Origin of the sequence: Nocardia sp. NPDC059228 (assembly GCF_042754245.1) — a bacterium.
Taxonomy (GTDB): Bacteria; Actinomycetota; Actinomycetes; order Mycobacteriales; family Mycobacteriaceae; genus Nocardia.
Genome location: NZ_JBHZAL010000010.1, coordinates 70,725 through 97,251, shown reverse-complemented (window position 1 = coordinate 97,251; position 26,527 = coordinate 70,725). Strand labels below are relative to the sequence as shown.

At 70.3% G+C, this 26,527-nt stretch carries 23 protein-coding genes; 13 read left to right on the top strand and 10 right to left on the bottom strand.

Going from position 1 to position 26,527, the window contains the following annotated elements; all coding sequences use genetic code 11:
- The first annotated feature begins 51 nt into the window (after nt 1-51).
- The 4 genes from ACFXKA_RS17915 to ACFXKA_RS17900 all read left to right on the top strand — a co-directional run bounded on the left by ACFXKA_RS17915 (nt 52) and on the right by ACFXKA_RS17900 (nt 3,599).
- The gene (locus ACFXKA_RS17915) at nt 52-279 is read left to right on the top strand and encodes a hypothetical protein (protein WP_379428074.1); all 228 of its coding nucleotides are present in this window, start codon (nt 52-54) and stop codon (nt 277-279) included.
- Between the two features lie 33 nt (nt 280-312).
- Nucleotides 313-969, top strand: a complete 657-nt coding sequence (locus tag ACFXKA_RS17910) for a TetR/AcrR family transcriptional regulator (RefSeq protein WP_379428073.1) — start codon at nt 313-315, stop codon at nt 967-969.
- A 150-nt stretch (nt 970-1,119) separates the two neighbouring features.
- On the top strand, nt 1,120-2,181 hold the full coding sequence (locus tag ACFXKA_RS17905; RefSeq protein ID WP_379428072.1) for an esterase/lipase family protein: 1,062 nt from the start codon (nt 1,120-1,122) through the stop codon (nt 2,179-2,181).
- A 92-nt stretch (nt 2,182-2,273) separates the two neighbouring features.
- Complete coding sequence (locus tag ACFXKA_RS17900) at nt 2,274-3,599, top strand: lipase family protein (RefSeq protein WP_379428071.1); 1,326 nt, start codon at nt 2,274-2,276, stop codon at nt 3,597-3,599.
- Here the strand turns inward: ACFXKA_RS17900 and ACFXKA_RS17895 are convergent.
- The gene (locus tag ACFXKA_RS17895; RefSeq protein ID WP_379428070.1) at nt 3,530-4,789 is read right to left on the bottom strand and encodes a PucR family transcriptional regulator; all 1,260 of its coding nucleotides are present in this window, start codon (nt 4,787-4,789) and stop codon (nt 3,530-3,532) included. The two genes, ACFXKA_RS17900 and ACFXKA_RS17895, sit on opposite strands and share 70 nt — an antisense overlap.
- A gap of 159 nt (nt 4,790-4,948) precedes the next feature.
- On the opposite strand from ACFXKA_RS17895, the gene ACFXKA_RS17890 reads away from it, so the two are divergent.
- Nucleotides 4,949-5,578, top strand: a complete 630-nt coding sequence (locus tag ACFXKA_RS17890; RefSeq protein ID WP_379428069.1) for a TetR/AcrR family transcriptional regulator — start codon at nt 4,949-4,951, stop codon at nt 5,576-5,578.
- 41 nt (nt 5,579-5,619) lie between these two features.
- Here the strand turns inward: ACFXKA_RS17890 and ACFXKA_RS17885 are convergent, their stop codons facing one another.
- On the bottom strand, nt 5,620-6,813 hold the full coding sequence (locus tag ACFXKA_RS17885; protein ID WP_379428068.1) for a hypothetical protein: 1,194 nt from the start codon (nt 6,811-6,813) through the stop codon (nt 5,620-5,622).
- Nucleotides 6,814-6,973: 160 nt separating this feature from the next.
- Here ACFXKA_RS17885 and ACFXKA_RS17880 point away from each other — a divergent pair, with 160 nt between their 5' ends.
- Nucleotides 6,974-9,961 carry a helix-turn-helix transcriptional regulator gene (locus ACFXKA_RS17880; RefSeq protein ID WP_379428067.1) on the top strand — a complete coding sequence of 996 codons (2,988 nt, stop codon included), beginning with the start codon at nt 6,974-6,976 and terminating at the stop codon, nt 9,959-9,961.
- A gap of 3 nt (nt 9,962-9,964) precedes the next feature.
- On the opposite strand, the gene ACFXKA_RS17875 is transcribed toward ACFXKA_RS17880, so the two are convergent.
- Nucleotides 9,965-11,056 carry a sigma-70 family RNA polymerase sigma factor gene (locus ACFXKA_RS17875; protein WP_354846307.1) on the bottom strand — a complete coding sequence of 364 codons (1,092 nt, stop codon included), beginning with the start codon at nt 11,054-11,056 and terminating at the stop codon, nt 9,965-9,967.
- Here ACFXKA_RS17875 and ACFXKA_RS17870 point away from each other — a divergent pair.
- On the top strand, nt 11,055-11,453 hold the full coding sequence (locus ACFXKA_RS17870; RefSeq protein ID WP_379428066.1) for an SgcJ/EcaC family oxidoreductase: 399 nt from the start codon (nt 11,055-11,057) through the stop codon (nt 11,451-11,453). The genes ACFXKA_RS17875 and ACFXKA_RS17870 overlap by 2 nt on opposite strands.
- Before the next feature lie 88 nt (nt 11,454-11,541).
- Here the strand turns inward: ACFXKA_RS17870 and ACFXKA_RS17865 are convergent, their stop codons facing one another.
- The 6 genes from ACFXKA_RS17865 to ACFXKA_RS17840 form a co-directional block, all read right to left on the bottom strand.
- Complete coding sequence (locus ACFXKA_RS17865; RefSeq protein ID WP_379428065.1) at nt 11,542-12,060, bottom strand: L,D-transpeptidase; 519 nt, start codon at nt 12,058-12,060, stop codon at nt 11,542-11,544.
- Nucleotides 12,061-12,236: 176 nt separating this feature from the next.
- Nucleotides 12,237-13,376 carry an MlaD family protein gene (locus tag ACFXKA_RS17860; protein WP_379428064.1) on the bottom strand — a complete coding sequence of 380 codons (1,140 nt, stop codon included), beginning with the start codon at nt 13,374-13,376 and terminating at the stop codon, nt 12,237-12,239.
- Between the two features lie 186 nt (nt 13,377-13,562).
- A complete protein-coding gene (locus ACFXKA_RS17855; protein WP_379428063.1) occupies nt 13,563-13,961 on the bottom strand; it encodes a glycosyltransferase in 399 nt (132 codons plus the stop codon).
- Nucleotides 13,958-15,229 carry a condensation domain-containing protein gene (locus ACFXKA_RS17850; RefSeq protein ID WP_379428062.1) on the bottom strand — a complete coding sequence of 424 codons (1,272 nt, stop codon included), beginning with the start codon at nt 15,227-15,229 and terminating at the stop codon, nt 13,958-13,960. The genes ACFXKA_RS17855 and ACFXKA_RS17850 overlap by 4 nt, the downstream gene beginning before the upstream one ends.
- A 73-nt stretch (nt 15,230-15,302) precedes the next feature.
- Complete coding sequence (locus tag ACFXKA_RS17845; RefSeq protein WP_379428061.1) at nt 15,303-15,500, bottom strand: hypothetical protein; 198 nt, start codon at nt 15,498-15,500, stop codon at nt 15,303-15,305.
- A 426-nt stretch (nt 15,501-15,926) separates the two neighbouring features.
- A complete protein-coding gene (locus tag ACFXKA_RS17840; protein WP_379428060.1) occupies nt 15,927-16,628 on the bottom strand; it encodes a hypothetical protein in 702 nt (233 codons plus the stop codon).
- A 102-nt stretch (nt 16,629-16,730) separates the two neighbouring features.
- Here ACFXKA_RS17840 and ACFXKA_RS17835 point away from each other — a divergent pair, with 102 nt between their 5' ends.
- Together ACFXKA_RS17835 and ACFXKA_RS17830 are read left to right on the top strand one after the other, a co-directional pair.
- Nucleotides 16,731-17,915: an acyl-CoA dehydrogenase family protein gene (locus ACFXKA_RS17835; protein WP_379428059.1), complete on the top strand. Its 1,185-nt coding sequence runs from the start codon at nt 16,731-16,733 to the stop codon at nt 17,913-17,915.
- A gap of 16 nt (nt 17,916-17,931) precedes the next feature.
- Nucleotides 17,932-19,011 carry an acyl-CoA dehydrogenase family protein gene (locus ACFXKA_RS17830; protein ID WP_379428058.1) on the top strand — a complete coding sequence of 360 codons (1,080 nt, stop codon included), beginning with the start codon at nt 17,932-17,934 and terminating at the stop codon, nt 19,009-19,011.
- Between the two features lie 196 nt (nt 19,012-19,207).
- Here the strand turns inward: ACFXKA_RS17830 and ACFXKA_RS17825 are convergent, their stop codons facing one another.
- Nucleotides 19,208-22,105 carry a BTAD domain-containing putative transcriptional regulator gene (locus ACFXKA_RS17825; RefSeq protein WP_379428057.1) on the bottom strand — a complete coding sequence of 966 codons (2,898 nt, stop codon included), beginning with the start codon at nt 22,103-22,105 and terminating at the stop codon, nt 19,208-19,210.
- Between the two features lie 230 nt (nt 22,106-22,335).
- Here ACFXKA_RS17825 and ACFXKA_RS17820 point away from each other — a divergent pair, with 230 nt between their 5' ends.
- The 4 genes from ACFXKA_RS17820 to tuf all read left to right on the top strand — a co-directional run bounded on the left by ACFXKA_RS17820 (nt 22,336) and on the right by tuf (nt 26,478).
- Entirely contained in the window at nt 22,336-23,112 is a 777-nt protein-coding gene (locus ACFXKA_RS17820; RefSeq protein ID WP_379428056.1) for an RsiV family protein, read from the top strand.
- Nucleotides 23,113-23,182: 70 nt separating this feature from the next.
- Nucleotides 23,183-24,760, top strand: coding sequence for an MFS transporter (locus ACFXKA_RS17815; protein WP_379428055.1), 1,578 nt, complete (start codon nt 23,183-23,185; stop codon nt 24,758-24,760).
- Entirely contained in the window at nt 24,757-25,209 is a 453-nt protein-coding gene (locus ACFXKA_RS17810; protein ID WP_379428054.1) for a hypothetical protein, read from the top strand. The genes ACFXKA_RS17815 and ACFXKA_RS17810 overlap by 4 nt, the downstream gene beginning before the upstream one ends.
- A 93-nt stretch (nt 25,210-25,302) precedes the next feature.
- On the top strand, nt 25,303-26,478 hold the full coding sequence (tuf, locus tag ACFXKA_RS17805) for an elongation factor Tu (protein WP_354846347.1): 1,176 nt from the start codon (nt 25,303-25,305) through the stop codon (nt 26,476-26,478).
- Nucleotides 26,479-26,527: the final 49 nt, after the last annotated feature.

Below are 26,527 nucleotides of genomic sequence, written 5' to 3'. Positions count from 1 at the left end.
CCCGGGGCATGGTCCCGCACCCGACCGCAGCTGCTGGTGCTCAACGAGCCCGTGACCAGCCCGCATCCGGACCTGCCCGCCCCGCTGGGCCGGCTCGTCGCCCGCGCCGCCGAGGACGCCCAGCTGGAGGTGGTGAGCCATTCGGACGAACTGAGCGGCGTCATCGACGAGTACGCCGACGACGCGACCATGATCGAATTGCTCGAACAGGAAGGCGTGACGACGGTGGCGGGACAGCAAACAGCGGATGAACCGCCCTGGTATTGGCCGGACCGTTAGTCGCTCGGTGACGTGGAAACCTATTCTGGGGACGTGAGTGTGGAAACCATCGGTGAACCGGGACCGCTGCCGCGTGGCCGGCACGGGCTGACCCGCGAACAGGTGGAGGCCTCGCAGTACCGGCGCCTGTGCACCGCCGTGCTGGAGGCGGTGGGTGAGCTCGGCTTCGCGGCCACCACGGTCGCCGATATCGTGACCCGGGCGCAGGTGGCGCGCCGCACCTTCTACGCGGTATTCGGCGGGAAGGACGAATGTTTCGCCGCCGCATACGATCTCGCGGTCGGCGCGGCACTGGAACAGTTGCAGGAGACCGTCACGGGCCTCCAGGGCGTGAATTTCGCCGACCGGGTGCGGATCTCCTTCGAGATCTATCTCGGCGTGCTGTCCATGCAGCCCGGCGCGGCCCGCGCGTTGTATGTCGAAACCCTGGCGGCCGGACCGGGATTGGTGGAACACCGGCTGCGCGTCCACGAGCGATTCGCGGACTACATCATGGCGGTGGCCCGGGTCGGCGTGCGGGACGGCGATCTGACCGCCGAACCCGATCGGCAGCTGATCGACATGCTGCTCGGCGGCATCGACGATCGGGTGCGCGCCTGCCTGCACACCAAGGGCGCCCAGGCGCTGCCCGAACTGGCGCCGTTGTTCACCCGCACGGCCATGGCCATTGTGAGCACACCCGCCCCCTGACGGCTGTTGGTCGCCACAATCGCCCGGCATCCACGCCGGGCCGCGCTGTCACCTGGCACAGCGCCCGTGACACGGGCCACAGCACGCTCCTACGGTCGCAATCGGATTCGACGCGTTCGGTCGGATCCGCCGGACGCAGTAGGAGATTTCATGAGGCCGACCATCCGTACCCTCGGCAGTGCCGTATTCGCCAGTGCCACCGCCTTCGCGGTCGCGTTCTCGACCGGCGTCGCGCGCTCCGAGCCGGATTCCATCGCCGACTCCGGCAGCAGTTCCGGCTCGGCGACCGTCAGCACCGCCTCCGACACCGTCGGCGTGGGCCCGGAGATGTCGTCCTTCCTGGCCGCCTTCGGCTACGGCCTGACCCACCCGGATGCCGCGCCGCCCGGATCCAATGACTGGAACTGCAAACCGACCCCGGAGCACCCCAACCCCGTGGTGCTGGTACACGGCACCTGGCTCAATACCTACGACAGCTTCTCGTTCCTGTCCCCGCAGATCGCCCGCGCCGGATTCTGCGTCTACGCCTTCAATTTCGGCCGCGAGACGCCGCTGGGCGGCGGCGGTGTCGGGCCGATCCTGCCGGGCCGCTTCGGTGTCGGGCCGATGGAGGACTCCGCCCGGCAGCTCGGTCAGTTCATCGATCGGGTGCTGGCCGCCACCGGCGCGCCCGCGGTCGATGTGATCGCCCACTCCCAGGGCGGACCGGTCACCAGCCAGTACCTGAAATTCGAGGGCGGCCTCGGGAAAGTCGGCAAGGTCATCAGCTTCGGCGCGACCACCCACGGCACCTCGCTGCTCGGCATCGCCACCCTCGGGCGCATCATCACCGATCTCGGCCTGAACATCCTCGGCTTCTACGAGCCGCTGATCGGCCAGGCCAATACCGAGCAGGTCCTCGGCTCGCCGTTCTACGCCAAGCTGAATGCCGGCGGCGACACCGTGCCCGGTGTGGCGTACACCGTCGTCGGCACCACCCACGACGAGATCTCCAACCCCTACGAGTGGACCTTCCTCACCCCGGGCCCCGACGCCCCCGTGGAAAACATCACGCTGCAACAGGATTGCCCCGAGGACGTCTCCGATCACCTCACCATCATGTACTCGCCCCGGGCGGCCTCCATCGCGCTGCACGCCCTGGACCCGGCCGCCCATCCCGACCTGGTCTGCACCTTCAACCCCTGGATGATCGGCGGCAGCGGGCACATCTGAGCGACGTCCGGGGGCTCTCGCTCCCGAATCACCAGCACGAGGGAGGCCGGGGACTTGCCCCGGCCCTCTGGCTTCTCTCCGAAAGGATCACGATGACGATCGGCGATGCCGTCGAATCCGGCAGTTTCACAATGGAATCCGACCCGCCGCGCGGGCATCCTCTACTACCCGGTGAGGATCCGTTCTACCGTTCGCCGATCGACCCGGGATCGGTTGCGCCGGGCACGATCCTGCGGTCGCGGCCGGTGCGGCTCGGCCTGTTCGGGCGCATTCCGCAGCGCGTCCGAGCCTGGCAATTGCTGTACCGCAGCACCGATCTCAACGGCCGGCCGGAGGCGGCGGTCACCACCGTCCTGCTGCCCTGGGACGCGGAACCCTCCGCTGACCGCCCGCTGGTGTCGTTCCAGTGCGCCATCGACGCCGTCGCGCCGAAATGCTTCCCCTCCTACGCTTTACAGCACCGCGCTCGCGCGCTGGGCGCCATCCCGCAGGTGGAGTTCCCGCTCATCGCCGCCGCACTGGCCCGCGGCTGGGCGGTCTCGGTGCCCGACCACGAGGGCATCAACGGCCACTTCGGCGCGGCCCGTGAGCCCGGCCATCGCGCCCTCGACGGCGTGCGCGCCGCCCTGCGCTTCGCACCGCTGGGCCTGCATCCGCGCACCCGAATCGGCCTGTGGGGCTACTCCGGCGGCGGCCTGGCCACGGTGTGGGCGGCCGAACTCGCCACGAGCTACGCCCCCGAACTCGATATCGTGGGCGCGGTCGCGGGCTCACCCGTGGGCGATCCCGCCTCGGCCTTCGTGCGCCTGAACGGTTCTCCCTTCGCGGGATTCGCCATGGTGTTCACCTCCGGGCTGCGCCGCGCCTACCCGGAACTGGACGACTGTGTCCAGGGTCTGGTGTCGGCGGAGTACCTCGAACTGCTCGACCGCGCCGAATCGATCGCGACGTTCCCGCTGCTGGCCCGCTATGCCGGGCGAAATGCCAACCGGCACATCAAAGGTGGCCTCGGCGCGCTGCTGACCCGGCCCGAGATGCGGGCGGTGCTCGAGGACATCCAGCCGGGCGCGCAGGCTCCCGCCATGCCGCTGTTCGTGGTCCAGGGTGTCAACGACGAGGTGATCGCGGTCGCCGATGTCGATGCGCACGTGCGGCGCTATCACGCCCGCGGCGCGCATGTCCGCTATCTGCGCGACCGGCTCAGCACGCATCTTCCCTTGCAGTTCATCGCGATTCCGGTGATGGTGGACTGGCTGGCCGACCGTCTGGCCGGCCGCCCGCTGCCGCCGTCGGAGGTGCGCACCGTCTGGTCGGTGGCCGCGTCGCGGCGCGCCCTGTCCGAGCACCGTCACTTCGCCGCGTTGCTGGCGGCCATGGTGTCCGGCCGCCCGATCCGCATCCGCTCGGACTTCCGATAGCTGCGCGCCACCAGCGCGGACCGCAGGTACCACAGCCCGGACGGCTGGGCCGGATCGAATCCGGTGAGCTGCCCGATCCGTTTGAGCCGATTGTCGACGGTATTGGTGTGCACGCCCAGCACGCGCGCCGTATGCCGTCGGCTCAGGTCGTTGCCGATATGGCGGCGCAGGGTTTCCAGCAGTTCCGGGTAGGCGTCCAGCGGATCGAGCAGGGTGCCGAGGTACTCGCGGGCCGGGCCCGGCCGGGTCAGCTGGTACTCCATGGCCAGGTCGTCGAAGCGGTGCAGGCCGGGCGCGCACTCCAGGCGGTGCACCATGTCCAGCAGCTCGTGCGCCTGCTCGGCGGCCTCCGGAATGCGATGCGTCTCGGCGTGGATGACGGTGGCGGTCACCGGAACCTGTGCGGCCGTGGACAATCCGTCGACCAGGTCGCCGATCTCGGCGGGCGTCACCTCGGCCGCGGGTAGCAGCACCGTGCCGCCGTCGGCGCTGAGCAGCGACAGCGCCCGGCCGCGACCGCCGCGGGCCAGCTCGGACTGGACCCGCCGCAGCTTGCGGCGGGCCACCACCTCACCGTCCACCCGGGGATCGTCCTCGCCCGGATGCGACGGAATGCTCAGCGCCAGTACGTAATACGACTCGTCGATCTCGATGCCGCCGGCGCGGGCCATGGTCGAGGCGGGATGCCCGGCCAGCAGGGCCGACGCCACCGTGTGCACCGCGGTGTGATGCTCGGCCACCACCGCCCGGTGCTCGCGCACATAGGACACCGCGAACGCCGAATCCACGATGGCCAGCACCTCGAACAGCCGGCGCGCGGTGACCGCGAGCCGGGCGTAGTCCTCGGGCCCGGTGGCGTCCACGATGAGATCGAAACCCACGGCGAAGCCGTCGTGCACGGCGCGGTGGATGGTCCCGATGGGAATGCCCTCGCGCGCCCAGTCCGCGCCCGCGCGCTGCAGGCGTTCGACCTTGGCGCTCACGTCACGGCCCTCCAGCACCCCGGCCGCGAGTTCCAGGCAGGTGCGGGTGACGGCGGTGACCTCCCCCCGCAGCGCGTCCCCGGGCAGGGTGCCGCAGCGGGCCACATGTTCGGCGAAGTGCGCGACCAGGGCGGCGGACAGGCCGCGCGCATCGCGTAGCGGTCCGGAAATCGGTGCGGCCGTGAGGGGTTGCGTTGCCTTGATCATGCGCGAATCCTCCACAGCTGTCAGGGAACGCTAGCGTTCCTACTGGCCCGTAACTGTAGCGTGGGTCACCTGACGCGGCAATATCGATTGACCGCTTCCGCCGCGGGCGGCCCATTGCCGCGGCCGTTTCCGGCACGGGTCAGGAGTACGATCGGCCGTATGGAAAGCGCGGTTCCGGCAGCGGATGCCACCGAGATCACCGACAAGCGACTGCTGCGCGGCTCGCGCACCCGCAAGGTGGTGCTCGGCCGGGCCGTGGACATCGCCTCGCTGGACAGCCTGGAGGGCTTGAGCTTCGGTCGCCTGGCCACCGACACCGGTCTCAGCAAGGCGGGCATCCAAACCCTGTTCCGCACCAAGGAAGCCCTGCAGCTCGCCACCATCGACTACTTCCGCGCGGTCTTCATCGACACCGTCACCCGGCCCGCCCGGGCGAAACCCCGTGGCGCCGAACGCCTGAGGGCTCTGATCGAGCTGTGGATCGACTACGCCACCGGCCCTTGCTTCGAGGGCGGCTGCTTCCAGTCCGCGAACCTGGCCGAATTCGACAGCCGCCCAGGGCCGGTGCGCGACGCGCTGGTGGCCAATCAGCAGGACTGGCTCGACCTGCTGGCCGGTGAGCTGTCCTACGCCTGCGACCATGGCGAAATCGCCGCTCTGGACGCCGATCTGGCGGCTTTCCAGATCGACGCGGTGCTCGCGGCGGCGAATACCGCACTGCGCCTGGGGGACGACAGTGCGGTGTCGAAGGTGCGCCGGACCGTCGAGGGCTTCCTGGCCAAACCCTGATCAGCGGCTGCGGCCCTTCGGTTTCGGGCCCCCGCGCACGATCAGCAGCCGGGCTTGGTCCAGAACGCCGTGCCCTCGACCTGCACCACCGGGCATGCGGTCTTGTCCCGGCTGCGTCCGGCATTGCTGTCGACCGTGCTCACGAGGGCGTCGGCCCGGGCCCGGCCCATCAGCGGGTGATTCTTCAGCACCGCGTCGACGGTGCCGCCGTCCGCCTCGATGGTGAACGGGCAGGACACCGTCGCCGTTCCGTTTCCCGGCATCGGCTGGACGCCGGCGCACAGCGGTGTCGGCATGACGATCCCGTTGACAGTGAGCACCATCTGGTACCACACGGAGATCTCGTCCGGGTGCGACGCGGGGATCGCCGCCGCGCCGAAGGGTTGCCGTGCGCTGGTCAGGGTTTCGATCGCGGTGCAGTCCGGTCCGCACGGGTCGCTCCAGCTGCCCGCGACGGTGATCTTCGTTTCCGAGTCGGTGGCGTTCTCGGTCTCCGCGGCCGCGGTCCGGAGATCGCGGTAGAGCCCGGCCACCTCGTCGGCGCTCAGGGGCGCCACCCGGATGTCGAAGGCCGGCTCGGTAATTCGATCGACCTGGCCGGAGCTCACATAGGTGGTGACGGCGCCGCTGATGATCGGGGTGGACCGGTGGCCGTCGATGGTGATGGGCACGCCCGCTGTGACCGGCCGGTGCGCTTCCGCATTGGGGTCCAGATGCCGCCCCAGGGTCGAAGGAGTCAGGGCCGCCGGCAGATCGAGGCCGCCGATCGCCGGGGGTTCGAGCAGCTGCTGGCCGTCGGAACGGGCGGCATCGTCGGCGGAGAAGCCGTAGGCGATCCAGGCCTCGGTGTTGCCCCGCACGAAGGTCTTGTCGCCGATTCGCTGGTACGACAAGGCTTTTCCAGGAGCGAATTCGAGAGTCCCGGACGCGTCACCGACATTCGTGACCCGCAGGTCCACAGTCGCCTTCTTCCCGTCCTGCCCGGTCAGGCGGCCGGTGTAGTGCGCTCCGGGCGCATTGATCAGGGCCAGCCGGGCGCTGTTCAGATCCGCGCGGGTGGCCGCGGCCGGCGACCGGTGTGACTGCCCGATGAGCAACCATCCCGCGATCGCGAAACCCGCCACCAGGACCACGACCAGGAACAGGATCACCGGCCACCAACGCCGGCGATCGCCGGGATCCGCCGCGGCCCACATTCCGTGCACCGACACCACTGCCGGGTTCTCGACTGTCATTCCTGCCCATCCACATACCGATAGCTCACGCGTTAGCGCCGCGTGCACTATAAGCCGCCCGAAGCTGTGAACCGGGTGCGAAATGGCCTGTCGAGTGGGCGAATTGTGACAGTCACGGCATGATCGGGGAGTGGTGAGTTTTCCCGGCAGCAGTGTCCTCGTGGGACGGGCGGCAGAGGTGTCCGCGCTGGTCGAGGCGGTGGGTGATCCCGGTACACAGACGGTGTTGATCGCGGGGGAGGCCGGGATCGGGAAATCCCGGCTGGTGGGGGAGTTCACCGAGCGTTTGGACTCTCGGGCGCTGGTGCTGCTCGGTCGCTGCCCGGAGCTGGGGACCGGGGGTGTGGCCTACGCGCCGTTCCTGGCGGTGCTGCGCGGGCTGGTGCGGCAGCTCGGCGGCGCGGCGGTGGCCACGCTGCTGCCGCCGCATCCGGCGCTGGCGAACTGGCTGCCGCAGTTGGCCGTTCACACCGGCGGCGCCGCCCCGGAGGCCGACCGCATCCGGCTGTTCGGCGAAATCCTCACGCTGCTGGAGCAACTGGCCATGACCCGGCCGGTGGTGCTCATCCTCGAGGATCTGCACTGGGCCGATGACGCCAGCCGTGAACTGCTCACCTTCCTGGCCGCCAATCTCGCCGACGCGGACGCCCTGCTGGTCGGCACCTACCGTCCCGGCGAGGCCGGCCCGCTGCGCGGCCTGGTCGCCGAACTGCGCCGCAATCCGGGCGTGCGGGTGCTGGAACTGCACCCGCTGACCCGCCACGAGGTGGGCCGCCAGCTCGCCGCCCTGCTCGCCCGCGAGCCCGAACCCCGGCTCATCACCAAGGTTTTCGAACGCAGCGGCGGCAACCCGCTGTTCGTCGAGGCGCTCGGCCAGTGCCCCGACCAGCTGCCCGCCGATCTGACCGACCTGCTGCTCGGCTTCCAATCCGGCCTCTCCGCAGACGCTCTCGCCGTGGTGCCCCCGGCCGCCGTCCTCGGCTCCCCGATCCACCACGAACTGCTGGCCGCCATCGTCGACATACCCCCGGGCGAACTGGACCGCGCCCTACGGGAATTGGTCGACCGCCACCTGCTGCACACCACCGAGACCGGCTACGAATTCCGGCACGGCCTCATCCGCCAGGCCATCTACGACCGGCTGCTGCCCGGTGAGCGCACCCGCCTGCACGCCCGCGCGGCCGCGGCGCTGCGCGCCCGCGGCGAGGCCCTCGACGCCGAATCCCGTGCCGACCTGGCCCGTCACGCCCGTGCCGCCGGCGATCTGGAGCAGGCCCTGCGTGCCTATTGGTCGGCCGCCACCACCGTCCCCGCCACCCACCCGGAACGCCTCCGGCTCCTCGAACAGATCCTCGTCCTCTGGGATCGGGTGCCCGATGCCGAACAGATCCTGCCCACCACGAAACTGGCTGTCCTGGAACAGATCGTCGATGTCGCCGTGGCCTGCGGCGCGACCGAGCGCGGCATCGCCGCCGCAGACGCGGCGCTGGCCCTGCTCGACCCCACCGGCGACATAGCCCCGGCCGAGTCCGCCACCGGAAGTACCGAGTCGAGGTCGGGCCACCGCTCGGCCGACCGGGACGATGGCGAGCGCGCCGTCGATGCGGACGCCGACCGGTGCGAGGTCGAGCGGGTGGCGCGCATGTATCGGCGGCGGGCGTACCTGCGGGGGACCACCGGAGCCGGACCGGGAACGGATCTGGTGCGGGCACTGCAGCTGCTGCCGGTGACGGGTGCCGGTGCGGAGCGGGCGGAGGCGCTGGTGCAATCGGCCTCCGCGCGGATCTTCCGAGGGGACGCCGCCGGGTCGGCGTCGGACGCCCGTGCGGCGCTGGTTATCGCCGAGCGACTGGGGGCGGACGCCCTCGTGGCGCGGGCGCACGCCCATCTCGGGCTGGCGGGGGCCGCCGCGGCGGAGGTGGCGGGGGATGGTTCATCCGGGCCGGAATCGGCGGCCGCGAATGAAACCGACTGGGCGCTCGATCATTTCGCCGAAGCTCACCGGGCGGCCGCCGCGGCCGGGGACGCGCGGATCGTGGTGGATGTCGCCACCTGGGAATCGGCGGTGCTGGTCGCGGCCGGGCGGTACGACGCCGCCATCGCCGCCGTCCGGCAGGGACTGCGGGCCGCGCACGAGTCGTTCCGGTTCTCCGAGTCCGCACCGATCCTGTTCGTCAAATGGGCGCAGGCGCTCGCCGCGCTCGGCCGCTGGGACGAGGCCCGGGCCGTGGTCGACGAGACGCAGTTCGACCAGTTACCGCCGCTCAGCCGGGCGGCGCTGACCCTGTGCCTCGCGCGAATCTCCCTGGCGGAAGGGAACATCGGCGCGGCGCGGGCAGCGGCGGCCGAGGCCGGTCGGTTGCTGGGTGACAGCCGGTGGGCCGCGCAGTATCGGCTAGAACTCGCCGCATTGACCTGCGCCGTGGACTCGGCGGCGGGTGATGAGACCGGAGCGGCGGCGGTGCTGGCCGGCGTGCTCGCCCAAGGGGACGGTGCCGCAACCCTGTTCGCGCATCCGCACGACGCATGGCCGCTGGTGGCGCTGGCCGCCCGAACCGCCGGAGCGCCCGCGGAACTGCTCGCCCTCGGTGACACGCTGCCCGCGGTGTCGCCGGTCGATGCCGCCTATCGCGCCGTCTTCACCGCGCGGCTGGCCGGTTCGGCGGCGCGCTGGTCGGAGGCGGTCGCCGCCTGGCGCGCCGTCGAGCGGCCGCACGAGATCGCCGCCGCGCTGCTGGACGGGGCGGAATCCTATGCGGCCGAAGGGAATCGAGCGGCCGCGGATCTGGCCGTGCGCGAGGCCGCCGAGATCGCGGCCAAGCTGGGTGCACTGCCGCTGCAGGAGGCGGCCGCACGGCTGGCCGACCGTGCCCGCCTCACCGCCGGGCGAACGGCGGAAGCGCCGAAACCGCACGGCGGCACCGTGTCCGGCCGGCACGGCCTGACTCCGCGCGAGCTGGAGGTGCTGCGGCTGGTCGCCAAGGGCATGAGCAATCGCGGGCTGGCGGCCGAGCTGTTCATCAGCGCGAACACCGCCGGTGTGCACGTCTCCAGGATTCTCACCAAGCTCGGCGTGGCCAGCCGGACCGAGGCCGCGGCCTTCGCGCACGACCACGGCCTGCTGGCGTCCTCCGGTGACAACGACTGAGGCTCAGGGCAATCGGGACGGCAGGTCGAAGAGCCGGAAGATCTCCTCGACCTGGTAGGCGATCAGGTTCGTGACCAGGCCGTCGCGGATCGTGAAGACCTGTAGGGTGTGCAGGGCGTACCCGTCGCCGTCGCGGACGTAGGCCGCCAGTGCCGGTTGGCCATTGGCCCCGATCGGCACCAGGCGCCAATCGCTGCCGTTGATGTCGAAGACGCGCGCCATGAACCCGATGTAGTCCGCGCGCCCGACGTACCAATTGAGCATGGGCGGCATCTCCATGATCACGTCGTCGGACAGCAGCTTCTCCAGCGCCGCCAGATCGGCATTGCGGAAGGCGGCGACATAGCTGTCGACCACGGCCCGCTGCTCGGCGCTCTCGGACACCTCGTCCTCGCGAATACCGCTCTGGCTCAGCGTCTTCCGAGCCCGCTGTAGCGCGCTGTTCACCGCCGCCGGGGTCATGTCCAGCGCCCGCGCCACCTCGGCGGCCGGCCAGTCGAGCACCTCGCGCAGCACCAGCACCGCCCGCTGCCGGGCGGGCAGCTGCTGCATGGCCGCGACCAGTGCCAGCCGCAGACTGCCCTGGGCCACCGCGGCTTCCGACGGATCGCCGAGCAGCGCGTCCGGAATCGGTTGCAGCCAAGGGATTTCCCCGCCGTGCACCAGTGCCTCGCGCGGGTCGTCACCGGGTTCGTGACCGAGTCCGGAGGGCATGGGCCGCCGCCCGCGCTGTTCGAGCGCGGTCAGGCAGGCATTGGTCGCGATCCGGTACAGCCAGGTCCGCATCCCGGCCCGCTTCTCGTCGTAGCTGTCGCGTGCCCGCCAGGCCCGCAGGTAGGTCTCCTGCACCAGATCCTCGGCGTCCTGCACTGACCCGAGCATGCGATAGCAATGCGCGAGCAATTCCCGTCGGTAGCGGCCGGTGTCCGCCTCGAAGTCCACGTTCGCCATGCTCTTGCTCCTCGAATCCGGGCCTCTGCTCCTCGAATCGGGGCCCTGCCGAACTTTGTACACCCGCGGCGATGAATCGGGCACGGCCCGCCGGTAGGTACTCGTGAGCCGCTCACCGCGGCCGCGATCCGAGGAGGAAACCATGACCGACACCGCCGTACCGACCGACCGCGAGGCCGTCCTCGACGTCCTGACCAACCTCTACCGCGCCTGGGCCGCCAATGACGCGGATGCCTTCGTCGCCGACTACGACCCCGACGCCACCACCGTCGTGCGGGGCGTGGTGAACGTGGGCCGCGAGGCGGTCCGGACCTCCATGGCCGCGGGTTTCGCGGGCCCGCTGCGGGATTCGCACACCGTCGACGAACCGCAATCGGTCCGCTTCCCGGCCCCCGGCACCGCCATCGTGGTCAGCCGCAGCGCGGTGGTGCCCGCCGGGGAGACCGAGCCGCCGGCCGACGGCTGGATCGTGGCCACCTGGGCCCTGATCCAGCGCGACGGCCGCTGGCTGGTGACCTCGTACCACAACTGCCCGGCGTAGCCGCCCGAATGTCCGGCGCGACCCGGACATGAGCGAACCCCCTCCGGACAGGCGCCGGAGGGGGCTCGCACACGCATTCCCGTCGCCGTTACGGCACGACCTCGACGGTGTCACCCGGGTTCAGGTAGTTGAAGAACTCGCGCGCCCCGTCCGGCGTCATGCGGATGCAGCCGTGCGACTTCTTGTCCACCGGTCCGATGTGGAAGGCGATGTCCCCGTTGAAGAACACCGCGTATTCCATCGGAGCGTTGTGCATGGTGCTCCAGTGGAACGGCTTCTTGAACGACACATGGAATACGCCCGGCGGCGTCTCGAATCCGGGCATGCCGTGCGAGATGGGCGTGGGGCCGAAGACGACCTTGCCGTTGTCCATCAGCCACGCTTCGTTGCTGCCGAGCTTGAGGCAGGCGCGAGTACCCGCCGTCTGGCACGGCGCGTTGACATCGCTGGGTGCGATGCCGGGGACGATCGCCGGAACACCGGGAACGTCCGGACCACCGGGCCACAATGGTTCGGCTTGCGCGGGTGCGGCCGCGAATCCTGCGACCGCCACACCGGCGATGACCGCCGATCGCGCCGCCAAGCCGAGGGAACTTCTGCTCATCATCGAGTTTCGACCCTCTCCTAACCTTGGCCCGCCACCCTGTTCGATGCCGCTCTCAGGGCAAAGGGACATTGTTCGTTGGCACAAGCATGGGACCACTGGGTACCGGTGATCATTCTGACTGGTGGAAATCGAGATTCGCGGGATAAACCGCGACAGGCGCGCCGACACGCCCGAATTCACCGAACAGGTGGCAGCGTGCGCTGATTCGGGTCGACTCCGGTCGGCCGGTGCGCGCCATTGTTGGCGACATCCGGGCGCGGCGCGTTGGCGGATCCGCGAATCTGCTGGTCGTCGGGCGGATTGTCGCAGTAGTTCCAGCTGCTGAAGACGGGCACCGTGGCGATGGACGGGGGCACGGTCCGGGTCGGATAGTTGCACCACGGCCGCAGCCAGGCGTCCACGATGGTGTAGAACTCGCCGTCGTGGGCGGGCACGCCGATGGCGGAGGAGCCGACCACCAACGCCGGGAACAGGGCGCGCAGCGCGGGTACCCGCAGCAGCGCGGCCCGCACGATGGCGGACATGGTGGTGGCCAGGCTATGGATCGGATCCATGTTCCGGTCCAGTACCGCATCGAAGATCCCCAGCTGTCCGGGTGCGCGGTCGAGGAGTTGCCGCAATTCGGCGTCGGCGGCGCGGGCCTGGTCGACCACGATCGACGTATTGCGGGTCAGCGTGCCGAGATCGGGCTGCGCGTGCGAGGTGGCGCCCGTGATGACGCGCAGATTCTCGATGAGGCTGACCGTCTGCGGCAGCCGGTTGTCCAAACCCGTGGTGGCGATGCTCAATCCGTCGATGAGTCCGCGCAGCTGATCGGGCCCGCCGCTGAGCGCGGTGTCCAGATTATCGAGGATCACCGCGTACTTGTCCGGATCGATCTGCGCGATGAGTTCGCTGGTGTTCGTCAGCGTCTCGAAGACGGGTGTCGGCGTGGTGATCTTGCCGGGGTTGAACCGCACCACCTGCCCATCGTGCAGATAGGGCGGCTTGTCGGTGTTGGGCCGGAAGTCGATGTACTGCTCGCCCGCCGCCGACAGCGCCGAGACCGCGATCTGGCTATCGGCCGGAATCCGGTACCGCTTGTCGATTTCCGCGACCGCCGACACCAGGGCGCCACCGTCGCCGATCTGGATCGCCTTGACCGATCCCACCCGGTACCCGCGCCAGGTGACGTCGTTACCCACCTGCAAACCGCCGGAGCGATCCAGCTGAACGGTGACAGTGTAGGTGCTGCCCGGTGCGCGCACCCGCGCCACATGGATCGCCAGATATGCCGCCCCGACTGCGAGTAGCAGGATCAGAGCCAGGTTCGACATCAGTGTCTTGTGCCCGCGCAGCACGCTCAAATGGCCCGCCTCCACCGCTGATCAGCGCTAAAAGGATCGATGCATAGCAAATACCAGGCGAAACTGCGCGCTATCTAACCACAGTCGGAGCGTGGAATCCGGCGTGGGCGGGCCCGGGCGGGGCGGACCGCCCTCGGGCACAGGGTGAGTGGTGGATCAGCCCTTCCCGTGTGCGGCCAGGTGGGCCTCGATGGCCTTCACGACGAGGCCGACGCCGTCCTCCGCGGCGATCCGGGCGGCGAGCCGAGTGGCATTGTCACGCAGGGCGGTATCGGTGGTGGCGCACTTCATCGCGGCGGTGAGCCGGTCCTCGGACAGTTTCGAGTAGGGGATGGTGGCCGGGCTGACGCCGACATCGACCAGGCGTTGCGCCCAGAACGGCTGCTCGGCGTACACCGGCGCACCGATGGCCGGCACGCCCGCACACAGTCCCGCGCCCGTGGTGCCGGCGCCGCAGTGGTGGACGAGCGCCGACATGCGCAGGCCCACGCCCAGTCCCGTCAGCGGGGCGATGTCACCGCAGCTGCCGATGCCGACCAGGATGATCCTGCTCATGGCACCTCCACGGTCTCGAGGATCGACAGCCACCGGGTGACGATGGCCCGCATCCGCTCGGCCCCCAGCCCGCCGTCGGGCGAGTGCACCGAATAGTGCACCTGCTCAATGCCTTCGGGCTTGCTGGTGCCGAGGAACATGCTCAGATCGAACATGGTCAGCCGGGACTGTTCGCGCGACTGCGCGTCCGGAATCCACACGCCCACATCGCCGAGGAAGTTGAAGTAGAACTTGGGGAAGTTGAAGGTCAGGAAGTGCGGCCAGCTCTCGGGGTGATGCCAGCAGAGCAGGGTGAAGTCCTCCGGGTGCGGCGGATAGGTGGCGATGGCGTCGCGCAGGCGCGTCCCGAGGCTGCCCGATACCGGCCGCAGCAGCCAGGGGTAGTCGTCGGAGATCCAGGCGACCGTGCGCGACAGGTCGGTGCCCGGCCGCAGGCGGCTGTAGCGGCCGTGTTTCTGCACCTGGATGGGCCGTGCCACACCGGTGGCGTCCTCGATGGCCAGTCCCAGTGCCACGAGCAGGATCCGGGTGTAGCTGGCGTCGTACGCGGCGGGCAGCTCGACCAGCAGCCGCTGGGCGAGCGCGCCGTCGATGACGCCGTCGAAGTGCGCCGATTTCGGTGTGGCCGAACGGATCTGCTGATTGGGTTCGCTGTCGGATGCCGCCAGCCAGTAGTCCCGTTCGCCCACCCGGGTGGGTGCGTAGCCGTCGAGGAACTCCGCCCATTCCGAGCCGGTGGTGGTCTCGGGCGGTAGCGAGATCGCCTCTCCCGCTTCCCATTGCCGGACGTAGGTGGCGATGTCGTCCCACAGCACCCACATGGCGACGCCGTCGATGGCGACGTGGTGGGCGGTGAACAGCAGAATGTTCACGTCGTAGGAGCGGGTGAGCAGTACCGCGGTGACGACCTTCCCGGCGGGCGGATCCAGCCGCAGGTTGGCCCGGGCGGACTCCGCCTCGATCAGTTCCATGAGCGCGCCGGGGTCGAGGCTCTCGATATCGATGGTCCGCACGTCGACGCGGGCCGGGTCGATGACGCCACCGGATTCGGGTTCGATCTCGCAGGCCGCGCCCTCGCCGTAGCTGTAGCGACTGCGCAGGGCCTCGTGCGTGTCGATCAGGGTATTGACCAGCCGCTGAGCCTCTTCCAGCCCCATCGCCACCGGCACCGGGCAGGGAATGGTGACGCCGAAGACGGCCGGGTTCGGGTCCCAGGTCAGGAATTTCTTGGCGGCGGCCGTGAGCCGGCCGGGGCGCAGATCGGTCATGCTTGTCCTAGCGATCGGGTACTTCGGAGTCGAAAAGTGTTGTGGGCCAGGGTGATCGGTCGATGCCGGTGGGCTATCCGACGGCGGGAGCGAGCTCGATGCGTGAGAGCACCTCGTCGCCGAGCAGGCGCAGGACGGCCCAGCCCTCCTCGATCGGCACCCCGCCGATCAGGGGGTTGATCAGGATTTCGATACGGCCGCCCGCGATCTGGTCCCGTAGCTCGCCGGGGGTGAGGATCTCCAGGTAACCGTGCGCCCGTAGCGCATCCACCGAATCCGGCACCGTCTCGTGCGGGCGCGGCACCCCGTCCCGCCGCCACGACGGTACTCGCGGATCTCGGTCAGAATGTGCGGGCCGTAGCTGTGCCAGGCCGCGTCCGGATCGGTGTGCAGCGGGGTGAGTCTGCTGCCGGGTTCGGGCTTGTGAACGAAACCCGCTGTGCCGCGACGCGCCAGCTCCCGGTAGTAGAGTTCCTCCACCTCCGGCATGGCCATCGGCAGCGACAGCGGCAGCCCGAACCGTGCCGCCCGGCGCGCCGCCGCCGCGCTCATCCCCACGTTCATTCAGTCAATATCGATGCCGAAACCGCTGTCCGGCAACACTCTTCGCCGCCCCAGCCAGGTACTCGGCGCGGGCCCGCAACCACCGGGGGAGGCTCGCCGTCCACCGGTGCTATCGGCAGGGGTACCGGGAGCGTCAGGGGGATGCGACAGGGTGCGGGGTGTCGTCGAGGAGGCCGAGTTGCGCTGCGCGGACCCCGATCTGGAAGCGGCTGCGCACCTCGAGGCGGATCATGAGATCGGCGATGTGGCGGCGGTAGCCGCGCAGCGACATGCCCAGCCGGCGGGCGGCGGCCTCGTCGATCAGCCCGAGGTTGAGGGTATTGAGCACGGCGCGGGCGGTGGAGGTGATCTCGACGCCCGCGGTGTCGAGGTGCCCGGCCAGGCCGTGGCCGGACCGCCAGCTCAGCAGGGCGAACTGGTGCAGGGCGCGCAGCAGGACGGGTTCGCGGACCAGGTAGGCGTAGGGGTGGCCGGCTCCCGCGCCGCTCCACAGCACCGCCACGGTGCGGTCGATGATCAGCACATTGTGAAAGTCGTTGTCGGTCACCCGGATCTGCGCGCCCTGAGAGGAATGCCGCAGCAGCGGCCGGCGGTCGCGCAGTTCCAGATAGTCGGGGGAGTAGAGCAGCCGCACCTGCTTGCCCGCGGCCAGCAGGTCGTCCACGACCACCTGCCCGAGCCGCAGGTGATCACTGGAGTGGGTGGGATTGGAGACCGCTACCACCGCCTCTCGCCGGGCATGGCGGAGCAGGTGGTGGACGTCCTGATCCCAGCGCCCCTCCTGGCTGAACCGGACGATGCCGGTGGCCAGGGCGCCGGTCTGCTGTCGCTGCATCACTTCCCCGATCCTGACACGGGCACCGGTCGCTCCCGGTGGATCTGGCAGCTTCCTGCCAGCCGGGCGGATCCGGCCTCGCGGCTTCCTACCTTTCAGCCTATGCACATCAGTTTCAGCGATGAACAGCACCGGCTGCGCAAACGGCTGCGCGAGTATTTCGCCGACTTCGTCACCCCGGAGGAGCGGGCGGCGCTGCGCTCGGGTCCGGGCGGCGAGCACGGCGACGGGACCGTCTACAGGGAGGTGGTGCGCCGGCTCGGCGCCGACGGCTGGCTGGCCCTGGGCTGGCCGGAAGAGCATGGCGGACAGGGCCGTCCGATGCTCGACCAGCTGATCTTCCTGGACGAGGCCGCCGCCGCGGGCGTGCCGGTGCCCTATCTCACGGTGAACACGGTCGGGCCGACCATCATGCGCTACGGCACCGCGGAGCAGCGGGCGTACTTCCTGCCGAGGATCGCGCGCGGCGACGTGCACTTCTCCATCGGCTATTCCGAGCCGGATGCCGGGACGGATGTGGCTTCGCTGCGCACCCGCGCCGTGCGCGACGGGGACGAGTACGTCATCACCGGCGAGAAGATGTGGACCAGCCTCATCGAATACGCCGACTACGTGTGGCTGGCCGCGCGCACCGACCCCAGCGCCGACAAGCACGCCGGGCTGTCGATTTTCATCGTTCCCACGGCGGCCCAGGGGTTTTCGTGGACCAAGGTACACACCATGGCCGGGGTCGGCACCAGTGCCACCTATTATTCCGAGGTCCGGGTGCCCGCCGCCAATCTGGTGAGCGGGGAGAGCCAGGGGTGGGCGCTGATCACCAATCAGCTCAATCACGAACGCGTGGCGCTGGCCTCGGCCGCGCCGCTGCAGGAATCGCTGCGGCAGGTGACCGAGTGGGCGCGCGCCACCGTCCTGCCCGACGGCTCCCGCGTCATGGACGCGGAATGGGTGCGGCTGCATCTGGCTCGCGTGCACGCACACGCCGAATATCTGAAGCTGCGCAACTGGCGGACGGCGTGGGCGGCCGATCGTGGTGCGCTCGGCCCGGCGGATGCCTCCGCCACCAAGGTCTTCGGGACCGAGTTCGCCACCGAGGGATACCGGCTGCTCATGGAGGTGCTCGGCGCCGAGGCGGTGATCCGCGCGGATTCCCCGGGCGCGCTGCTGCGCGGGCGCATCGAACGCTGTCACCGGTCCGCGCTGATCCTGACCTTCGGCGGCGGTGTCAACGAGGTGCAGCGCGACATCATCGCGAAGAACGCCCTCGGCCTGCCCGTCACCCGCTGAGAAGAGGAGTAGCACCATGGATTTCGAATACACCGACGCGCAGCGGGAACTGTCGAAACTGGCTCGCGAACTGCTCGCCGACTGGGCCGGCCGCCATCCCCGGCCCGGCGACACCGGATTCGACCCGGATCTGTGGCGGGCCATGGCGGGCGCGGGCCTGCTGGACGCGGTGCTGCCCGAGCGCGTGATCGGCGGCGGCTACGGGCTGCTGGAACAGTGTGGCGTCCTGATCGAGATCGGCCGGACGGTCGCTCCCGCACCGTATTCCACGAGTATCGCGGTGGTCGCGGCGACACTGGCCGAGTTCGGTGACGACGCGCAGGTGCAGCGCTGGGTGCGGCCGCTGCTGCGCGGTGAGACGACCTTGGCGCCGGCGCTCGCGCGTGACTTCGTCGCGTTCGAGGCCGGGCGCGGCGGGAACGGCTGGCGCCTCGAGGGTTCGCGGTCGGTCGTCGCGGCCGCGGCCTTCGCGGACGGATTCCTCGTCGAAGCCCGCTGCGGCGCGAATTCGATGCTGCTCCTACTGGATCGGGGCGCCGACGGCGTCACCGTGACCGGGCAGCACGTGGTGAACGGAACGGACGCGGCGGTGCTGGAACTGCGTGATGTGCGGGTCCCGGATCGGGATGTGATCGCCGCGCCCGAGGCCGCCGCCTGGGCCCGGCGCCGTGCGGCGGTGGCCGCCTGTGCGCTGCAACTCGGCATCCTCGAACGCGCTCTGGAAATGACCTGCGAATATGCCTGCACCAGAAAGCAATTCGACAAACCCATCGGCTCGTTCCAGGCCGTGCGCCAGCGCCTGGCCGACGCCTATATCGATGTCGAAGCCGTCCGCCTGACCCTCTGGCAGGCCGCCTGGCGCGAATCCCACGGGCTCCCAGCGGAATCCGAGGTCGACGTGGCGAAATTCTGGGCGGCCGAGGCCGGTCACCGCGTCGCCCACACCGCTGTCCATATCCACGCCAGCACCGGGATCTACCTGGACTATCCGATGCAGCGCTACTTCACCGCGGCCAAGCGCGCAGAGTTCGAGTCGGGCGGCGCCACCGCGCACCTGCGCACACTGGGTGCTCGCCTGGACGCGGATCTGTCCTGAGAGATTCGAGGAAGGGGCCGGAGGCGCCGCCGGCCGGTGCCGGCGGCGGCTATCCGATCTGCATGAGCCGGATGCGCACCCCTCGTGCGCACGCGGACATGACCTCATCGCGCGCGAGTACCCCGGGTGTTGCAGACCCGGGGAACCCGCGTGTCTGCACGCTCCCACGGGCCGATAAAAAGCGAATAAACATTCTCTATCCGGTGGCCGGTCCCGGTGCGAACAGCGTCGCCAGTGTCGGTGCGGGCAGCCCGGCGCGGCGGAAGATCTCGGCCGCGTCGGCGTGCTCGCGGGCGGCGGCCTCGTGATCGCCGCGGGCCGTGCGGGCGGTGGCGCGCAGGGACAGCGCTCGCGCCCGGTCGAGGGGGTCGGCCGCCTTGCTCAGCAGTCGCAGGGCCTGGGTGGCCTCGCTTTCCGCGGCGGCGTCGTTCCCGGCGCGCAGGTGGATCTGGGCCAGCCGGGTGCGCGCCCAGCCCTCCCACAGGCGCACGCCATTGCAATGGGTCATGCGCACCGCGTCCTGGGCCAGCGCCAGCGCCAGCGCGTGCTCGCCGAGCATCGAACGGGTGGCGGCCAATTCGTGGGTGGCCCAGCCCAGCGCCACCGCGTTCGACGACTCCTGGGCCAGCGCGATGGCCCGCTCGGCCACCGCCACCGCCTCCGCGTACTGGCCGGATTCGCACAGCGTGCGGGTGGCCAGGGCCAGGATCCACGCCTCCAGCGACCGATCGTCGAGCGCGCGGGTCCAGGCGATGGCATTGGCGTAGTGCCGATGCGAGTCCTTGGTATTGCCGGTGCGCCGATCCGCCACCCCGAGCAGGATCTCGGCCAGCACCTGCAACCGGCGCTCGGCGTCGTCGGCGGGCTGCGAAATCGGTTGCAGGAACTCCAGACTCGCCTCCACCTCGCCCAGCCCGATCTGCATCATGGCGCCCAGCGCCACCCGCAACCGACGCGCGCTGGCGTGGTCACCGTCGCGGATCGCGGTGTCCAGCAGGGCCTGCAGGCCGTCGGCGAGCTCGCGGGCGCGGCTGCCGGTGTCCATGAGCTCCGACATCACCCAGGCCAGATCGGCCGCCAGCGCCACCGCCCGCCCGCCGAGCCGGGCCGCCTGGCGGTGCAGCGCGATGATCACCGGCCGTTCGACATCGTTCCAGGACTGGCCTTCCGCCCCGCCGGCGAAGGTGTGACCCGGCACGGTGGTGGGCACCAGCAGCAGTGTGGTGTTGCTGTAATCCAGTGCGCCGAGCAGGTTCTTGGTGCTGGCCAGGTAATAGTCCAGCAGCCGGACCACGATCTCCGATTCCCGTTCGCCGAGATCGCGGTTCGCGGCAGTCCCGGCCAGCCGGGCCGCGAACAGCCGCAGCAGGTCGTGGAAGCGGTAGCGGCCGGGCGCGGGCGTCTCCAGCAGGCTCAGATCCACCAGCGATTCGCACACCAGCTCGGCCCGCGCCACCGGCACGCCCAGCAGCGCCGCGGCCCCGTCGACCGGGAAGTCCGGCACATCGGCGCGGGCCAGCATGCGAAACGCCCTGGCCTGCTCGGTGTTCAGCTGCCCGTAGCCGAGGCGGAAAGCCGCCTCCAGGGTCAGGTCGCCGGTCTGCAGCACCTCGAGGCGCTGGCTCTCGTCGGCCAGCCGCTCGGCCAGCGAGGCGATGGTCCACTGCGGCCGCACCGCCAGCCGCGCGCCGACGATGCGCACCGCCAGCGGCAGGCAGGCGCACTGCTCGATCACCGCGTAGGCCGCATCCCGTTCGGCCGCAACGCGTTCGGCGCCCAGGATGCGGGTCAGCAGCGTCATGGCCTCCTCGCGCTCCAGCACGTCGAGGCGGGTGCGCCGCACCGCGGGCAGTTCGGTGAGCGCGGAGCGGCTGGTGATCAGCACCGCGGTACCCGGCGTGCCGGGCAGCAGCTGCGCCACCTGGGCGCTGTCGCGGGCATTGTCGAGCACCACCAGAATCCGTTTGTCGCTCAACAGTGTTCGCAGGTGTGCGGCGCGATCGTCCACGGCGGGCGGAATATCGCCCTCGGCGACCCCGAGCCCGCGCAGGAATCCGCCCAGCGCGTCCCCGGGCGGGATCGGTTCGGGGTCGACGCCGCGCAGGTTCACATACAGCTGCCCGTCGGGGAACCGGTCGCGCACCTGATGGGCGATGTGCAGGGCGAGGGTGGTCTTGCCGACTCCGCCCATCCCGCCGACCGCCGAGATGGCCACCGCCGGTCCGTCGCCGGTGAGCTGGGCCGCGATCTCCTCCGCGACCCGGGACCGGCCGGTGAAATCGGCGATGTCGGGCGGCAATTGGGCCGGGGCGACCACCGCGCGGGCGGGCCGCAGCACGGGCGCCAGCTCGGCGCGCAGGATCCGCGCGTGCACGTCACTGAGTTCCGGTCCGGGCTCCACGCCGACGCCCTCGACCAGGGCGCGGCGGGCGCGCCCGTATTCCTCGAGCGCCTCGGCCTGGCGGCCGGAGTGGTACAGCCCGGTCATGAGCAGTGCGCGGAAGCGTTCCCGCAGCGGATGCTCCTCGATGAGCGGCCCGAGTTCGGCGACCGCCTCGGCGCTGCGGCCGGTTTCGATATCGAGGGCGAGGCGGTCCTCGAGGATCGAGAGCCGCCACTGTTCGAGCCGGGCGCGCTGCCGCTCGGCATAGGGCCCGGGCAGTCCGCCCAGCGCGGCGCCCCGCCAGCGGGCCAGCGCCGACTCCAGGCTGTCGCGGGCGCTGCCCGGATCCTCGTAGCGCAGCCGCTCGGCCGCGGCGATCTCGTCCTCGACGTCGTGAATATCGGTGCGCCCGGGCGGGAGTCGCAGGGCGTAGCCGTCGCCGATGGAGATCAGCAGGGTGGAGGGGCCGCGGTTGACGCGGTCGGGTTCCAGTTCGCGCCGGAGTTTGGCCACGTGGGTGCGCAGCGCGGGCACGGCGCGCAGCACCGGGTCCTCGCCCCAGATCCCCTCGACGAGTTCGGCGGCGGTGACCGCCTTGCCCTCGCGCAGGAGCAGTGCCGCCAGCACGGCACGCCGCTGTGGCGGACCCAGGTCCAGGGGCGTGTCCCCACGCCATGCGCGGACCTCGCCCAGTACGGCAAATCTCAGCAAACCGACCTCCCCGTTCGGGAGTCTAGAGGGGTCGAGACAGCGACGATTCGCCGACTATCCTGCACCGATTCACGCCTTCCCTCGGGAATGGGTCCGTGGTCCGGACCGTCACCCATCCTGCGCGTCGCATCGGCCATTGGTGGGTCATTGGCCGCTTCCAAGCGGTGAGTCCGACTCTGATCGCGGGCGCCGCACCGAGACGGACGCCCCCGATCGTCTGGAGACACCCCATGCGGCTGAAGTCCGCCACCGTCATCGCCGTGTGCGCCCTGGCCCTGGGGCTGCTGGCCGCCTGCGAGGCGCGGCACGCGTCCACCGGTCCGGGCGGCGTCGGCACGCCGGCCTCGACCGTGGCACCCGCCGCCGACCAGCAGCGCGGGCACGGGCGCTTCGTCGCCACCACCGAGCACCTGACCAGCAGCGGCAAGGGCAGTGTCGGCTTCGACATCGACGTGCCGCAGGTACGGGTCGAGGGCCCGGGCGTGAACTGGTCCGCGGGACGGGAATTCAACGACGCCATGGTGCAGGGGCTGTGGACCTACGTCGACCAGCAGCAGGATCCCGCGGTGATCACCGACCCGAACAAGTCGAGCGCGGTCGAGCGCATCGGGACCCACGTGCTCAGCGGGGTGCTGTACCTGCGCGTCGACTTCCACGGCGCGCACCCGGAGGACCTGCTGTTCTCGCATGTCACGAATATCGATACCGCGCAGGAGATCACGCTCGCGAGCCTGTTCACCAACGAGCAGCAGGGGTTGAATGTGCTGGCGGCGCAGACGAAGACGCAGCTGACCCGCACCCGGGTCGCCGATGCCGTCCGGTTCGACGACGTCAAGGCCGCCGCCACCACCTTCGAGGTCTGGACCGCCACCCAGGCGGGCCTGCACGTGTACTTCCCGCAGGGGCAGATCGGGCCCGAGGCGGCCGGCGTCGTCGACGTCACCGTCCCGTGGTCGGACCTGAACGGCGTGCTGAAGCCGGGCATGCTCGCGGTCCTGTCGAGCTAGGCCGGTCCGGCCGGCCGCCACGCCGATCGAAACCGGACAGCCGGTCCTGCCTGCCACGTAACCTGTGGACGTGGCAATCGGTGACACGTCGCGCGGCGCGGCGCGGCCCGGAATCGCGCTGGCCACCGTCACCGCGGTCCTGTTCGTGACCTTCCTCGACACCACCGTGGTCTCCGTCGCGCTGGCCGACATCCGGTCGGAGCTCAGCACCGATGTCGTGCTGCTGCAGTGGGTGGTCAATGCGTACACCCTGGTCTTCGCGAGCCTCATGCTGGCGGCGGGATCCCTCGGCGACCGGTGGGGACGCAAGCGGGTCATGGTCGCCGGGTTGGCGATCTTCTGTGCGGGATCGGTGATTTCGGCGCTGGCGGCGAGCGTGCCGATGCTCATCGCCGGGCGAGCGGTCATGGGACTGGGTGCGGCCGCGTCCGAGCCGGGCACTCTGTCGGTGCTGCGGCAGATCTTCCCCGATCCCCGCGCCCGCGCCAAGGCGCTCGGGGTGTGGGCGGCGGTGTCCGGTCTCGCCCTGGCCGCCGGGCCGGTGCTCGGCGGCGTACTGGTCGGGTCGTACGGCTGGCGATCGATCTTCTGGTTCAATCTGATCCTCGGCGTGGCGGTGCTGGCCGCCGCGCTGCGGTATGTGCCCGAGAGCGCGGATCCGCAACCGGGGCAGCTGGATTGGCTCGGCTCGCTGCTCGGCGCGATCTTCCTCGGTGCGGTGATCTATGCCGCGATCAGCGGGGAGAACCGCGGATACGGCGCGCGCTCGGTGGTCGCGCTGTTCGTGCTGGGCGGGCTCGCGTTCCTCGCGTTCGTCGCCGTCGAGAACCGGGTTCGCAACCCCGTCTTCGACTTTCGCTATCTGCGGCTCCCGCCGGTGCGCAGCGCACTGTTCGTCGCCTTCGCGGTCTACTTCGGGGTCTTCTCGATCTTCTTCTTCACCGCGCTGTATCTGCAGGTGATGATCCACTACTCGGCCGGGCGGACCGCGGCGGTGTTCGCTCCGATGGCCGTGGCGCTCATGCTCGGAGCGGTGGCCGCCGGATTCTGGGTCGCACGTACCGACGCCCGCACGCCGATGTTCGTCGGCTGTGTCGTGGGTGCGGCGGGCATTCTGCTGACCCGGCACGCGCTGGACGGCACGGTGGAGTTCGCGCCGCTGGCCGCCACCCTGGCCGTCGCCGGTCTCGGGTTCGGCGTCGCCGTGGTGCCGCTCACCGCGGCGGTGCTGACCGGTGTACCCGCCGAGCATTCGGGCATGGCGGCCGCGGCCACCAACACCATGCGCCAGGTCGGGGCGGCCGTGGGCGTCGCGGTCCTCGGCTCGCTGGTCAACGGTTTTCTCACCGCCGATCTGCGGATCCGCCTCACCGAGCTGGGCCTGCCCGCCGACCTGCAACCCATCGCCATCGACGCGGTCGAACGCGGTCGCATCCCACCAGGCCTCGACCTGGCCACGGCCATCAAATACGCACCGCACGTCCACGAGGTCCTGCAGACGGCGACCGTCGCCTTCCGGCACGGACTCGATGTGGCGCTGGTGGTTTCGGCGCTGGCGATCCTGACTGCCGGGGCGTTCACCGCGCTCACCGGGCACGACGCCGACAGCGGTGGACGGGAACCCCGCACGCGGTGCTCGGAGCAGTGACCCTGGCGCTGCTCGTCCTGAGCCTTGGCTTCTACGCGATTCTGGTCGGGGCCGAGGTGATTCGCTTCCGCCCTGGATACAACGTGCGGCGATGGGCGACGGTGTTCCCGCTCGGTATCACCTCGGTCGCGGCGCTCTCGACCGGCGCCTGGGCGCGGACCCTCGGCCGTGTGCTGCTGGTGGTGGCGATCGTCGTCTGGCTGCTCGTCGCGGCGGAACTCGCCGCGACCCGCCGGCCCGGCCGTACCGAGCCCACTCAGCTCACCGGGGCGTCGGATCCCCGAGTGGCGTTGTGCCGGATGGCGATCGGGAAAATCGATTGCGCGCGAGCCGATCCGCCCGGCACGATCGTCGGCATGTTCGCACAGTCCATCGCCGCATTCCCCGCAGTCGCGGGCGCGATGGCTGCTGCCCCGGTGGTCTTCGCATTCGACGGCGCACGACGCTGACCTTCTCCGGGACGTCCCGGGACCTCAGACGGGGAAGGTCGGCTCGCTGCTGAGGTCCCCTCGAAACCTTGACTCCCGGTTGGAGAACCGATCATGGCCAAGCAGGCCTATGTCCGCACCAAGCCGCACCTCAACATCGGCACCATGGGGCATGTCGACCACGGCAAGACCACACTGACCGCCGCCATCACCAAGGTGCTGGCCGAGCGCGGCGGCACCGCCTTCGTCCCGTTCGACCGCATCGACCGGGCGCCGGAGGAGATCGAGCGCGGCATCACCATCAATATCGCGCACGTCGAATACGAGACGGCCACACGGCATTACGCGCACGTGGACATGCCGGGGCATGCCGACTTCGTGAAGAACATGATCACCGGCGCGGCCCAGCTGGACGGGGCCATCCTGGTGGTGTCGGCGGACGACGGTGTCATGCCGCAGACCGCGGAGCACGTGCTGCTGGCCCGGCAGGTGGGCGTCGAGCACATCGTGGTCGCGCTCAACAAGGCCGACATCGCCGACGGCGAGCTGCTGGAGCTGATCGAACTCGAGGTGCGAGAGCTGTTGTCCGCCAACGGTTACGACGGCGACGGCGCTCCCGTGGTGCCGGTGTCGGGGCTGCGGGCGCTGCAGGGTGACGAGCACTGGTCGGTGCAGCTGCTGCGCCTGCTCGACGCTGTCGACGACTATGTGCCGATGCCGGTGCGCTACCTCGACGCGCCGTTCCTCATGCCGGTGGAGAACGTGCTCACCATCACCGGTCGCGGCACCGTCGTGACCGGTGCGGTGGAGCGCGGGCGCGTCCAGGCGGGCGACCGCGTCGCGGTGCTCGGCTTCGGCGGCACGATCGAGTCGGTGGTCACCAGCCTCGAAACCTTCGGCCGGACCATGGAATCGGCCGAGGCGGGCGACAATGTGGCGCTGCTGCTGCGCGGCGTGCAACGCGGTCAGGTGGCGCGCGGCCAGGTGGTCGCGGCGGTCGGCAGTATCGCGGTGCACACCGGGTTCACCGCGCGGGTGCGGCTGCTGACGGCGTCCCAGGGTGGTCGGCGCACGCCGATCGTCACCGGATACCGGCCGCAGTTCTTCGTCCGCACCGGTGACGTCTCCGGTCAGGTGGCGGTGCCGGAGGGTCGCGCGATGCCGGGCGAGACCGTCGAGGTGGCGGTCACGCTCGACCGCGCCATCCCGCTGGAGCCTGGGCTCGGCTTCGCGGTCCGTGAGGGCAACCTGACGGTCGCCGCGGGGACGGTCCTCACCGTCGACGGCTAGCGGCGAACGGATCCCGGCCACCCAGTGTGGCCGGGATTCTCTCATCCGG